The organism is Gordonia jacobaea (assembly GCF_001186365.1).
Taxonomy (GTDB): Bacteria; Actinomycetota; Actinomycetes; order Mycobacteriales; family Mycobacteriaceae; genus Gordonia; species Gordonia jacobaea.
This window is the reverse complement of record NZ_LDTZ01000024.1, coordinates 116,221-128,897: the sequence shown is the minus strand read 5'-3', so window position 1 is coordinate 128,897 and position 12,677 is coordinate 116,221. Positions and strand designations below refer to the sequence as shown.

At 63.2% G+C, this 12,677-nt stretch carries 11 protein-coding genes; 1 reads left to right on the top strand and 10 read right to left on the bottom strand.

What is annotated here, in order from left to right:
- Positions 1–1,278: sugar transferase (locus ABW18_RS20610; protein WP_049700852.1), on the top strand; the 1,278-nt coding region annotated here is incomplete at its 5' end.
- Between the two features lie 21 nt (positions 1,279–1,299).
- Here ABW18_RS20610 and ABW18_RS20605 read toward each other — a convergent pair.
- From ABW18_RS20605 to ABW18_RS20560, 10 genes are all read right to left on the bottom strand, one after another.
- A complete protein-coding gene (locus ABW18_RS20605; RefSeq protein WP_049700851.1) occupies positions 1,300–2,217 on the bottom strand; it encodes a sialate O-acetylesterase in 918 nt (305 codons plus the stop codon).
- Positions 2,218–2,229: 12 nt separating this feature from the next.
- The gene (locus ABW18_RS20600; RefSeq protein ID WP_231894341.1) at positions 2,230–3,411 is read right to left on the bottom strand and encodes a lipase family protein; all 1,182 of its coding nucleotides are present in this window, start codon (positions 3,409–3,411) and stop codon (positions 2,230–2,232) included.
- An 8-nt stretch (positions 3,412–3,419) separates the two neighbouring features.
- Complete coding sequence (locus tag ABW18_RS20595) at positions 3,420–5,012, bottom strand: cellulase family glycosylhydrolase (protein WP_152930164.1); 1,593 nt, start codon at positions 5,010–5,012, stop codon at positions 3,420–3,422.
- The gene (locus ABW18_RS20590; protein WP_235434473.1) at positions 5,009–6,118 is read right to left on the bottom strand and encodes a cellulase family glycosylhydrolase; all 1,110 of its coding nucleotides are present in this window, start codon (positions 6,116–6,118) and stop codon (positions 5,009–5,011) included. Before ABW18_RS20590 ends, ABW18_RS20595 begins: the two co-directional genes overlap by 4 nt.
- Before the next feature lie 111 nt (positions 6,119–6,229).
- A complete protein-coding gene (locus ABW18_RS20585) occupies positions 6,230–7,357 on the bottom strand; it encodes a glycosyltransferase family 4 protein (protein WP_049700848.1) in 1,128 nt (375 codons plus the stop codon).
- Positions 7,345–8,637 (bottom strand): lipopolysaccharide biosynthesis protein, encoded by a 1,293-nt coding sequence (locus ABW18_RS20580; RefSeq protein ID WP_235434472.1) that lies wholly within the window; start codon positions 8,635–8,637, stop codon positions 7,345–7,347. The genes ABW18_RS20585 and ABW18_RS20580 overlap by 13 nt, the downstream gene beginning before the upstream one ends.
- On the bottom strand, positions 8,634–9,713 hold the full coding sequence (locus tag ABW18_RS20575) for a glycosyltransferase (RefSeq protein ID WP_049700846.1): 1,080 nt from the start codon (positions 9,711–9,713) through the stop codon (positions 8,634–8,636). Before ABW18_RS20575 ends, ABW18_RS20580 begins: the two co-directional genes overlap by 4 nt.
- 28 nt (positions 9,714–9,741) lie before the next feature.
- Positions 9,742–10,395 (bottom strand): acyltransferase, encoded by a 654-nt coding sequence (locus ABW18_RS20570; RefSeq protein ID WP_049700845.1) that lies wholly within the window; start codon positions 10,393–10,395, stop codon positions 9,742–9,744.
- Complete coding sequence (locus ABW18_RS20565) at positions 10,392–11,378, bottom strand: GDP-mannose 4,6-dehydratase (protein ID WP_049700844.1); 987 nt, start codon at positions 11,376–11,378, stop codon at positions 10,392–10,394. Before ABW18_RS20565 ends, ABW18_RS20570 begins: the two co-directional genes overlap by 4 nt.
- Positions 11,375–12,487, bottom strand: coding sequence for a glycosyltransferase (locus ABW18_RS20560; protein WP_049700843.1), 1,113 nt, complete (start codon positions 12,485–12,487; stop codon positions 11,375–11,377). Before ABW18_RS20560 ends, ABW18_RS20565 begins: the two co-directional genes overlap by 4 nt.
- Positions 12,488–12,677 lie beyond the last annotated feature (190 nt).

Sequence of the window (12,677 nt, the reverse complement as noted above, 5' to 3'; positions counted from 1 at the left end):
TTGGCTCTCATTGCACTATGGAGTACTGTTCTCAAGGTTTCGGGTACCTCCAGCCGACGGGTGATCGGCGCCGGACACGCGGAATACACCCGCATTCTCAAATCGAGTGTGATTGCGTTCGGCATCATCGCCATGCTCGACCTCGTCTTCAAGTTCGACGTGGCGCGTGGTTTCATCGCAATCGCCCTCCCCTTCGGCACTCTGGCACTGCTCATCGCACATTGGGTGTGGCGCAAAGCAATCGCGCGGCGATGGGAGAAGGGCGTCGACCAGCACCAGGTGTTGGTCGTCGGATCGAGTCGCTCCGCCGCGCCACTCATCGAACACCTCTCCGCTCATCCCCGGCTCGGTTACCAGGTGGTGGGGCTATGCGTTCCCGAGGATTCGTCGAAAGCGCACGCGTCGTCACTCGAAGTGGGCGAGCGCAAGGTTCCGATCATCGGAACCTTCGACGACGCCCGTGAGGCCGTGGCACTGTGCGGCGCGACCACAGTGGCAGTCACGTCCGCCGAGGTTCTGGGTCACTCCGCCATGCGGGAGCTGTCCTGGAGCATGGAGGGGATGAACGTCGATATCCTGGTGTCCCCGGGCGTCACCGACGTCGCCGGACCTCGGATGTCGGTCCGTCCGGTGGCCAACCTTCCGCTGCTGCACATCGAGAAGCCTCAGTATCACGGCGCCAACCGCCTGCTGAAGGCGACGGTCGACAGGGTCGGTGCCGCACTTCTGCTCTTGGCCTTCACTCCCGCGCTGATCGTGGTGTCGATCGCAATCAAGCTCAACTCTCGCGGTCCCGTCTTCTATCGGGCAGAACGCATAGGACTCAACAACATTCCGTTCCACATGTGGAAGTTCCGGTCGATGGTCGTGGACGCCGACAGGCTGCGTAGCCAACTCGCCGACCAGAACGAAGGGAACGGGGTGCTGTTCAAGATCCGGGACGATCCGCGGGTCACCCGGGTGGGAGCGTTCCTACGCCGGTACAGCATTGACGAGATCCCGCAGCTCTTCAACGTCTTGTTCGGTTCCATGAGCCTCGTCGGGCCGCGTCCTCCCCTGCGTGAAGAGGTCGACACCTACGACGACCCGACGTCGCGCCGCATGCTCGTGCGTCCGGGGATGACCGGGCTGTGGCAGGTGTCCGGCAGGTCGGATCTGTCCTGGGAGCAGTCCGTCCGCCTCGACCTTTCCTACGTCGAGAACTGGTCGATCACACACGATCTGATGATCATGTGGAGGACGGCTCGCGCTGTGATCTCCAGCGACGGCGCGTACTGAAACCCAGCCGACAGGCCGGTTTCAGCGAGACTCTCCTATCGACGACAGCTCGGCATACGCCGCATACATTCGGTCACCCAGTTCCCGCTGACCGGCGCGGCTGTAGTGGATGATCTCGGTCGGCAACTTGGCCATACCGATGGGTCCCGGCACAAAAGCGCAGCTATCGACTGTCCGTGGCAGGGTCCTGTGCACGTCGTCGATGCCCGCATACTCGGCGCGTCGACTCTCGATCTCCTCGGGAACCATCTGGCCGAGGACGAATGGAGCATCGCCGAAGCGAGACCGGAGCCCGGTGACAACGGACTCGAGTCGCGCTCGATAGGCATCGGGCGCCAGCAGCGGGACGTCGGACTCGCCCTGGTGCCAGAGAAACGCAGCTACCCGAGCGGATGGCCCCGCCGCCGCCAGTGCGCCTTCTATCTGCGTCACCGCGAACGTGAACAGGTTGACCCGCGCCGACGTATCAGCAGGGTCCCAGCTGTAACCATTCTTGGGATAGAACGACGTGTCACCACGCCCGCACGGAACGAGCAGCACCGGCCGACCGGTGTCGGCCGCCAAGTGTTCGCCGAACGACCGGCCGAAACCGACGCCGCCCGCGGGTATCTCATGCAGTAGCGGGTCTGTGGCAAGCAGGATTTGTCCCTTACGTCTTCCGCACCCAGGCCACTGGTGTACGGGTAGCGTTCCCGGCGACATGTCATCCGGCTGGACTTCGTTGTCGCCCACCGCATTCGACTGGCCGAGAATCGGGACCACCAGATACGGGGAGTCGACCTGTGGCGCAGGCTCGCCGGCCGCCAGCAGCCGCAGCACCTTGTCCTTGGCTCGGCGCACCGCCTGTTCTCGTCGACCGGAATCGCCGTGACGCGCCAACTGATCGGGTGAACCCGGCGTCAGATCGAATGCGGGTGTGGCTGTGTTCGGTTCCTGCACGGTCTCATCCGATCAACAGTTGTTGGGGGCCGGCTTTCCGGCGAATCGGTCGAGCAGCCAAGGGATCACAGCATCGCCGTTGATGTCTCCGTGCCCCTTGCCCGGCTGCCGATCGATGGTGATCGTATCTCCCAACTCACACGCGCGCCGGATGGCGGCGTCGGTCCACGCGACGTCGATGAAGGTGTCGGCCGTCCCGTAGGTGATCTGCAGCGGTGCCGCGGAACGGTTCTTCGGCAGCGCGTATGCAGCAAGTACATCCCGCAACTGTTGTGCCGCAGCCGGATTCTGCGGACCGATATCGTGCGGTCCGAGGTTCTTGGCGATCTCGTCTCGCCGTTTGGCGAGCGACCTGTCGCACGCCGACAACGTGTTCCAGCCCTCGACAGCTGCACCCTTGCGGAAGTCGTCGCGATGGAAGTTCGGGTCCATACGCGCTCGGGATTCGACGATCCATTGCAGCACAAGCTGTTGGTCGCGGGTAAGGGTCCCGGCGAGCGCCTTGTCGACGAGCCCGGTGAGGTCTGCCGCAGGTACGAGCGCCGACGCTCCGAGCAGGTCGAGTTCCGGCGCATACGATGGCGCTGCATCTGCCGCCCCCCACACCGCACCGCCTCCCTGTGATCCGCCGTATGCCGCCCACCGCTTCGACGATTCCGGGAACACCGTGCGCAATGCACGCACCGAGTCGATCACATTGTGGCCCTCGGTGACGTTGTCGAGGTAAGGGTGCACTCCCGGCGCTCCGAGACCCTGGTAATCAGGCACTGCCACAGCGTATTTCGCACTTGTCAGGCCCAGCGCAAGCGCCGCAGCACCATCCATACCCGAGCTGCTCGACGGCGCGCACGGCTGATTGATTCCGCTCGTCCCGTGGCCGAACGCGATGATCGGCCAACCCCCGGCCGGGGCGGCGCCGTCTGGTTTGAACACGGTCCCGGATACCCGCTGGATCACGCCGGAGGCATCACGCGAGGCGTAGAGAACGTGCACGGCATGGACTTTGGCGAGTTTCAGCCTGAGCGGAATATCGAAGACCTCGCGCGCCGAGATCACCGCGCCGGGAGCGTCGACGGTCTGGTGGATTCCCAGATCGTTGCTCCCACGATGAAGGAGCGGCCGCGCGATTGCCACCACTATGAGCAGCCCGAACACGGCCATGAGCACCACCACCGCGATGAGAAGGTTACGCACCCATTTCCTCACGAAAACCTCACCACCGCTTTACCTCCGGGCCTGTACACAATGGAACCGTTCTCGCACTGCACGATCGTCTCGCCGTCGATGACCTGCTGTTCGGCGACGGGATACCCCACGTCGGGCGACCAAGCCTTCAGCATCTCACCCGACAGCGAGTGGACTCCGGTTCCGGGTTTGTAGAACACCCTTGTGCCGCCGGGCGAATCGATGTCCTGCGTTGTCCCCGTGAACGCGCCCGACGGCGGGTAACCCAGGAGCGCAACGTAGTCGACCAGGACGGCAGGCACCGCGTAGCAGCCCGCTGACCCACATATCACCCGTCCCGAGGCGTACCGCTGCACCGTTTGGGCAATTCCTCTGCGCGAAGTCGTCTGATACACGGGTGTTCTCGCCTCGCCGAGCATGCTTGCGGCTTCCGCTGCGGCGGAGCGCACCCTGTCGACCGTCGGATTGCTGATCGTGTCCTGCGCGACAAGCGATTTCACCTTGGCGAAAGCGAGCTTGGGCGTGAAGTCCGAGCGCACGACTCCGTATGATGTCTCCGCAGCAACCGTGGTGTAGCCGAAGTCCGTTGTCGACCCGTTGTCGACGTCCGAAACCCCACGATCCACCAGTTCGTGAATGAAGACCGGACCGCCGTAGGGCAGTTGCGCCCAGTCTGCTGCCAACTCCGTGATCAGGCCTGCCTGGCGCGATTCACTGCCACCCGGGCCCCCCGAGGGGTAGCCGACCTCGGTGGCCCATATCTTTTGACCACCGTCGCCGCGTTCGACCATCTCGGCACGAATGTCAGCGAGCATCGACACGAGCGAGTCCCTGTTGTCCGCGTTGGCCGTCAGCCCGTTGGGGTAGCTGTAGGGATGCACCGACAACGCGTCGAAGTGTCCTCCGGCGCCCGCCCGATACATGCGATCGATGAACACTCGCGCATTCATGCTGACCTCGGTGTCTGGCGCCAATCCCACGGCACCCCCGATCACCAATGCCGCCGAATCCTCCGTCTTGATGGCGGTATGGGCAGCCCGCAGCATCGAGGTGTAGAACTCTGGGTCCGGTCCGGGACGGAAGTAGGGCGTTCCGTTTGGCTCGTTCCAGATCTCGTACGCCTTGATTCGTCCCTTGTAGCGCGACGCCACGGTTCCCGCGAAATCGCCGTACTCGGCCGCGGTATTGGGGCGATACGTCACCAGGTCGCTGTGCCCCGATGCCCATGCGGGCGTGTAGTCGATGATGCCCAACACGTCGATGCCGCTCGACCTCAGAGCATTCACCACGCGATCCAACGGAGCCCAATTGAATACTCCCTCAGCGGGTTCCAGCAGCGGCCAGGACAAATCCAAACGCACCATACGAGCGCCGGAGTCGACAACCGTCGCGACGTACCGCCGCAGTTCGTCGTCGGATGCCCACAGCAACCGTCCGCCTCCGGAGAACGCCATTTCGGGCGTTGTGGGCGGCGGCGCCTGCACGTGCACCTTCTCCGAACCGCTCGTCTGATTCGACGTCCGCACCGCTCCACACGACACCGAGCTCACGACAGCGACCACCGCTGCGAGTGCGACGAGAAGGTGACGCGGGAGCGATACCCGGCTCACCGGATCTGGGATTTGACCGCCCAGAACGCCGGCTTCTTGGAGTTGTTGATACGCGTGACACCGAAGTTGTCTTCGACGTTCGACGGGTTGGAACCCGGATCCTGGATGCAGTGCAGGAACATCGGACCGATGTAGGGCCTCGACGCCCCTTCGCGCAGCGCACTTGTGAGGATCGCGCCTTGCGCTGCGTCGCTCACCGCGCCGTTACCGGTACCTGTCGGTGCACCGAATTCGGTGATCCAGATCTTCTTTCCACCGTCGCCATTGGCGCGCATGATGTCGTACATCTGGGCAGTCTGCGCCCACCGCGCATTCGGGTCTCGGTCAGCGGTGAAGGGGAACGTGTACGGGTGATCGGCAACAGCGTCCATGAAGCCTCGAGCGCCCGCCGCATACATCTGCCTGAGGAACTCGACGGGTGGAGTCGTATATGCACCGAGGTTCAACGCCGTCGTACTCGCGAGTCCACCGCTGAGCACAGTCGAGGAAGGATCGATCGCCTTGATCCGCGGGTAGGCAGCGCGCAGTAGCGACGCGTAGCGCGCGGGATCGACGGGCGTGAACATGTTGACGAGGTTGGGCTCGTTCCAGATCTCGTACGCATCGACCCTGTTGCCGAGATGACGCGCCGCAGCCGCAGCGAAGTTGCCGAACGCGGCCGCGTTGGGCGGAGTGCCGGGTAGACCGTTACCGCCGGCCCACGTCGGCGCGCCGAGCAGAATGATGTCGACCCGGAATCCGCGCGCCTTGGCGCCATTCACCAGTCGGTCGGTGTTGGACCAATCGAACTTGCCGGGCGACGGCTCGATATCAGGCCAGTACGCGACCATCCTCGACCACGTAGCTCCCAACTCGGATGCCGAGTCGTATGTCGCAGACAACTGCGCATTCGACCTCTTCAGCGAATACCCGCCCTCGCTGAAACCGAACTCGGCTCGCGGGAAAGCGTGTGCTTGGCCGGACGTGGCAGTCGTGAGGGCACCAACGACTGCGACCAGGAGCGCTATCACCATCATCGGCCGTGCCCAGCGAGGGGCCACACGGGAGACACCCCCCTTCTTCGACGCCGAAGGGCCTTCGTGATCTCGTCGTTCGATCGCCTTCATTGCGATATCCAGTCCTTGTTCGTGAATGTCAGGGGTTCGTGAATGTAAGGGGTTCGTGAATGTGAGAGGTTCGTGACTGTGGCCGGTCGTGACTGTGCTGGTTCCATGGTCTCATCTGCCTGCGGGCACGGGGCTACGAGCAATTAAACCGAGCACGGACTCCTGCGGCACGCCCGCGTCCCACCGCGACGCGTTCCTTTCATACAGTTCCGACCCGTTCTTCGTCGAATAGTCGGTTTCCAGGAGAAACCGTCGACACTCGGCAATGAATTCGTCGTCAGAATCACACGGGTCGAGGCCCAGCACCGGCCCGAGTGATCCGATCGCGGCCGACGTCCCCACAACGGGGAGGCCCTTGGCTGCGGCCTCGAGGATCTTGACCCGCACACCGCCACCGGTCGAAACCGGCGCTATCAGCGCGCGGCACGTACCCAAGAACTCCTGTAGGTCGTCGACGAAACCGAGGTCCCGAACCCCGTCGGGATACTCCGGATCGGCAGCGCCCGGCTTCTTCGCCCCGATAATGCACAGTTCGGCGTCACTAATGCCCTCAGAGATTCTCGGCCACAGTCGCAGGGCCGTGAGGAACGCTTCCTGGTTGGGAGGCCAGTCTCTCGTTCCCATGAACACCAATCGCCTCGCGGTGCTCGTCAGATCCAATCGGGGCGCAGGAGGCAATGTCAGGTCGATCCAGCGCGCCAGTGGAACTCCCTGGTCTCGATAGAACTCGGCCTCTTCACGATCGTAGGTTCCGACGGCGTCCGCAGCCCTCGCCACACGGACCTCGTCCCGCAGTATTCGTGGCGCCTCCACACGTCCGATCCAGCCGCGGGTCGCCTTCCAGACCTCCGACTCGGTGTTCACCGTGTTGACCACGAACGGGGTCTTGCCCGCATGCCGAGAGCGGAGAAACGACTCGGCCATATAGCTGTGCTCGGCGATGAAGACATCCGATTCGCGCGAGTTGATCTCGGAGACAAGCGCTTCGACGTCGTAACGCACATGGCAGAGGCTCTGCATACGCCGCGCGCTACGAGCCAGCAGCGAGCGAGCACTGACGGGCGGCTTGGGCACGCGCGTCACGCTGCGGTCCTCGGCCGGGCCCGTCTCCCCGGATAAACACACTGCCTCGACGTCGTAGTGCTCGGACGCGATCCCGAGCAAGATGCGCGACAGTGCGATGTCGCCACCATGCTCGGTCGTCGGATCCTTGGAGAGCAGAAAAGTTACCCGCTCCATAGCACCCCCCTCTCGTTTTCAAGCTCTTCACGACGATGTCGACCGCCACGTTCCGGCGCTGGCGTATCTGGGATGTCGCCCGATTCCAGCATCTCGGGGGTGTCGCCCGATTCCAGTGGGCCAGAACGAGAGGCCCGGCTGAGTACCACGAGCAGCAGTGCGTCGGCGACGACCGACGCGATCGCGCCCGAGACAGCACCCAGCCCTGCCATCGCCAAGACGGCCACCAGTCCGAGCTTGACCGGCGCGACAGCACCTGCCGAGATGGTGCGCACGGCGTCGCGCCGTTGGAGATACAGCAGCGTCGTGTAGACGAAGTTGAACACTCGCAGGAACACGAACGCCGACATCACGATCATCGACACGGCCAGCTGGGTGGCCACCGGAGTGAACAGGAGCACCACGCCCACAGTCAGAAGTACGAGTGACGCCCCTGTTGCCACGACCAACACGTGCTTCTTGGGCGGCCCGGCGGATGCGTGTCCTCCTGCGGCTCGCAGCTTCTCGTGGTAGGTCACGCCGAACGATTGACCGACCTGTGCGACCGCCCACGCGAATGTGCTCGCCACCGAGTAGTAGCCGGCCACATCGCTGTTCGTGAGGAATCCCAACAGCAGGATGTCGCCCTGGATGTACACCGCATTGGCAAGGTGTTCGGTGAACAGCACCGCAATGATGCGCGGAGTGCCGGGAGCCTTCGGCGCGACGCCCCAGACCATCCGAATCGAGGCGCACGCGATCACCAAATACGGTGCGGCATAGAGCAAACTGGCACCGACCAGGCTTGGCTGCGGAGCCAGCATGAGGTAGCCGGTACCGAGCGCGATACTGGTCGTTTGCCGGATCGTATCCATCCGCATGACGCGGTGCGGGTCGCCGTCGCGGAAGGCACGGCTCTTGTAGGCGTTGAAGACGATCTCGCCGCCGCCGACGAGCAACGCGAACCATGCGAGGTAATTGACCGGAATGAGCGCCACTCCGGCGGCCATTGCGGTCAGACCGACCAGAACCCGGCCCGATCGTTCCGAAAGGAAGCGGGACTCACTCTCGCGAATGGCGCGGACACTGAACGGGTTGTCGACGGGAGCTGCTGCGATAGCGGCAAGGGCGAACGCCATGGCGTACTGCCCGTATCCGCCGATGCCGAGCTTGGCGATCAGGATCAACGTCCACAGCAGTCCGATCCCACGCCCCCCGTACGTCCACATGGCCGCGACGAGTGCCTTCGTGAGATGCGAATGCGACTGTGCCAGAGTGCGAGCCGCCGCGAACCGGCTCACCGTGACCACGTTTCCACGAGCGCTTCCGCGATCTGCTTGGGCGTGCGTTCCTTGCACAGGCGCACGAGCTCATCGTGGAGGGTTCCCATACGGGCCGGGTCGTCGAGCAACTGTGCGGCCTGCTGAGCCATGAGACCGGCGAGGTCGTCCGCTTCACCGGGGACTACGATGGCTCCGCCCTCGGCGCCGAGTTCACCGAGCGCGCCGTGATCGGTCGAAATGTACGGCGTTTGATGGGAAATGCTCTGTGCCGCAACAGCTGATGCCGGATATGCGATTCCGTACGGGCTGCGTCGCCCATACGGCATCAGCAGTGCCTGGATGGAGCCGAAGAAGTCTGCGAGCTCGTCCTCATCGAGCGTGCCGAGGACGGTGACGCCCGGTGACGACGGAATCGACTCCGTTCCACGACCCGCGATACGGACCTCGATGTCGTCGGGCAGCACCTCGCGGATTCGGGAAATGTGTTCAAACCCCTTGCCTCGGTACACAATCCCGAAGAGTCCCACCGCACGCGGACGCAACGAGGGCTCGGGGAGTTCGACGCTCGTGGTGGTCGGATGGTAGGTCCGTGCCACGGTTGCCCCGGGGAAGCGACCACGAATCGACTCAGCGCCGATCTCACTGAGCGCAAAGTACTCACGTCGAGCGCCGAGGTACTTCTCGATCTGATGCGACACCGGGCGCGCACCGAAATGCAGGCCGTGGTTGAGCACCCGGCGATCCGCAAGGAACTTCGTCCGAAACGGCCACCACACCAGATTGGGCGGATCATGTACAACGGCCGTCGAGCGAACGCCCAGACGCGCAGTTGGCCACAGGGATTCGACGGAACCGCCGGAAAGTTCGCTGTGCACGACCACATCGCGACCACCCGCACCGGCGATCGCCTCGGTGATCTGGGCACGACGCGCGCGCAGTTGTGCGACAGTGTCCGATCCCGGCTTACCGTGGCGAATCTCGACGACGTCGGGGACCAGGTCACGGATCGCAGGCAACAAGAAATCAGCAAAAGCGCCGACGCCACCCGCGGCCGTCTCTGGCGCAACATAGATCACCCGTAGTCCTGCGTTCACAGCAGCGGCATCCTCTCCGGTCCGACCGTCAGTACAGCAGCGGCCGATAAAACGGCCGGTACTGCAACGCATCGGGATCGCGCATAGAGCGAACCTTCGCAGGCACACCGGCAACCATCTCGAGGTCGTTCACCGACTTCGTCACCAGCGCGCAGGCACCAACCACCGCGCCTCGGCCGATGTCGACGTTCGCGAGCACGGTCGACCGACTTGCCAGCCACACGTAGTCGCCGATCCGCACCGGATTGAGAATCGGCGCAAAGGTGGGGCTGTTGGGATCGTGGTGCCCGGCGATGATCTGCGTGTCCGACGCGATGACCACGTTGTCGCCGATCAGAATGCCCGATCGAGCGTCGAACAGGCATCGGAATCCGATGGAGCAGTAGTCACCGATCCGCACCTGGTCGATGTCGAAGAAGAGGCAGCCACGGAGAATCGACGTCCCCTTCCCGATCTTCGCACCGAAGGCTCGCAGAAAGCCCTGTCGCACAGTGTGCGACGGGATGTGCGTGATCAACGAGTTGTAGAGCAGGATGCCGATCCTGTTGCGCGCCTTGCCCAACTTGCTGATGTCGTTGAAGTCGTAGCGCGGCGTGAAGTCGTCTCGCTGCGGCAGCGTGATCGTCGGCTCGCTCTGCTCAGAACCCGTTGATTCATCCTGCCGGGCGCTTTCCACCGTCATGCCATCTCTTTCTGCGCGTAGTGATTGACCATGGACTCTACGATTTGTTCGAAGGTCCGCGTCGGTGCCCAATTCAACTCGGTACGCAACCGCGTCGAGTCGCCGACCAGCACGGCGGCGTCGTTGGGTCGCCCGAGGTTGTCTGCCACCTCGACTCGCTCTGCCCAATCCTCGATACCGACGGAAGCAAAGGCTACGGCGACGAAGTCGGCGACCGAATGCAGCGTTCCGGTAGCGACCACGTAGTCCTCGCCGCGTCCGGTCAGTGCAACCCGACGCATCGCGTCGACATAGTCGGGCGCCCACCCCCAGTCACGCTGAGCGCTCAGGTTGCCCAGTGAGAGGGTCTCGGGGCTTCCGGCCCCGATCCGTGCAACTGTTTCCGCGATCCGGCCGGTCACAAAGGTGTTGGGGCGCTCGGGCGATTCGTGGTTGAACAAGATCACATTCGACGCGGCGAGCCCCTTGGCCCGATAGGCGACACAGAGCGTGTGACCGAGCGCCTTGGAAGCGCCGTACGGTGTGATCGGAGCGATCGGAGCCGTCTCGTCGATCGGAACGCGGCCAGATCCCGCGAACACCTCTGCGCTCGAGGCGTTTACGAACGTGACGGGTTTACCCGACACCTCCTGAAACCGAAGTGCCTCAGCGACCGCAACAGCCGTGCCCATGGAGTTGGTGCGAGTCGTGCCAACCGGGTCTTCCCACGACCGTGCAACCGAAGACACGCCGGCCAGGTGAAAGACGTGATCGGGCCGCACGGCGTCGAACAGCATTCGCATTCTGTCGCCATCGACCACATCGGCGACGTGGACGCCCACCCTGTTCGCGATGAGTTGTTCAACGGTCTCGTCCCCGATGTTCGGCTCGCGGTGAACCGTACCGTGCACTTCGAATCCCTCGGCCTTGAGCAACTGGCTCAGATACCAGCCGTCCTGGCCCTCGACACCCGTGATGAGCGCTATCGGCGCTGACATACTCATGCGTACTGCACCAGCTTGTCGACGTGGTGGCGCATCTCCGAACTGAACATCTCTTCACTGAACTGGGACGTGTGGTTCGCGATCACCCGTGGATCCCATTCGATCTCTTCCAACGCGGTCACCGCCTGAGCAATCGAGCGCGGATCGGGATTGTCGAAGTAGACGCCGGTCACACCTTCGACGACGGTGTCCAAGAAGCCACCCCAACGCAGCACAGCGCAGGGCTTTCCGTAAATCGCGCCCTCGAGAGGCGTGAGTCCATAGTCTTCGAGACTCGCCGCAACCACTGCTCGGCAGTGTCGATACAGCCACGACATCTGCGCGTCCGAAAGGTCTTGGAGAAAGGTCACATTCGGAAGATCTTTTGCCACAAGCGCATCGCGTTCAGGCCCACGACCGACTACGACGAGCTTGCGTCCACTGCCGGCGAAAGCATCGAGCACCTTGTCCACATTCTTGTAGGCCAACAATCGAGACACGCACAGGTAATACGAGTCCTCTTCTCGTACAAGCGGCTCGATCTCACGGACCGTTTCCATTTCGGAATCCGGCAGTGCGGTGAGTGTGACCGGCGCAGGCAGTACAGCCGCGTCGAGTCCGTACACGTCGTTGATCCTGCCGGCGACGGCGCGTGAGATGGCGAGGTACTGATCACACTGCGCTGCTGCTCTACGGTCCCAGCGACGTAGTGACGACGCCATGAGTGCCAGCGTGACACGCTTTGCCAGTCCGGCCCCGTCACCGAGATACGCATCGGTCTGGTAGAGCCATCGGGCAGGCGAATAGCAGTACACGATCTTGCGCCCGGTCGTCTGAAAGCCGTGTGCCCAGCCGCTGGAACTCGCGATCACGACATCTGCGTCGATCTTTACCGACCGTGCCGCAGGCGGTAGCGCGAGGAGTGCCGCTCGATGGTTTCGACGCAACGGGCCAACGTGGTTGAGGAAGCTCGGCCGGATATCCATGGAGGAAAACTCCGGGTACGTGCCATCCGCGTCGAAGAGGGTGGTGTAGATGGGCGCGTCAGGGAACGCTTTTGCCAGAGCCAAGACAACCTTCTCGGCGCCACCCCTTTGCGTGAGGTAGTCGTGGGCTATTGCGAGGCGCATGATTTCTTAGAAACCGCCATTCGTGGACGTTGACTTCAAGAGCGGAATACACAGTGTTCAGAACGGTTTCATCGTTGAAACCGCCGACCATCTCCCGATACACACCGCGCAAGCGTAACCCAGTCGTGGAAACTATTCGCTCCAGCAAGCGGCTCCGCCATAAAAGCCCGGCGCCCAAAATGCTTGACAC

What these genes read in the sequence shown, in the direction of transcription:
- ABW18_RS20585 (WP_049700848.1), bottom strand. Translation starts at nt 7,357, where the DNA reads ATGGAGCGGGTAACTTTTCTGCTCTCCAAGGATCCGACGACCGAGCAT.
- ABW18_RS20560 (WP_049700843.1), bottom strand. Translation starts at nt 12,487, where the DNA reads ATGCGCCTCGCAATAGCCCACGACTACCTCACGCAAAGGGGTGGCGCC.
- ABW18_RS20590 (WP_235434473.1), bottom strand. Translation starts at nt 6,118, where the DNA reads ATGAAGGCGATCGAACGACGAGATCACGAAGGCCCTTCGGCGTCGAAG.
- ABW18_RS20565 (WP_049700844.1), bottom strand. Translation starts at nt 11,378, where the DNA reads ATGAGTATGTCAGCGCCGATAGCGCTCATCACGGGTGTCGAGGGCCAG.
- ABW18_RS20570 (WP_049700845.1), bottom strand. Translation starts at nt 10,395, where the DNA reads ATGACGGTGGAAAGCGCCCGGCAGGATGAATCAACGGGTTCTGAGCAG.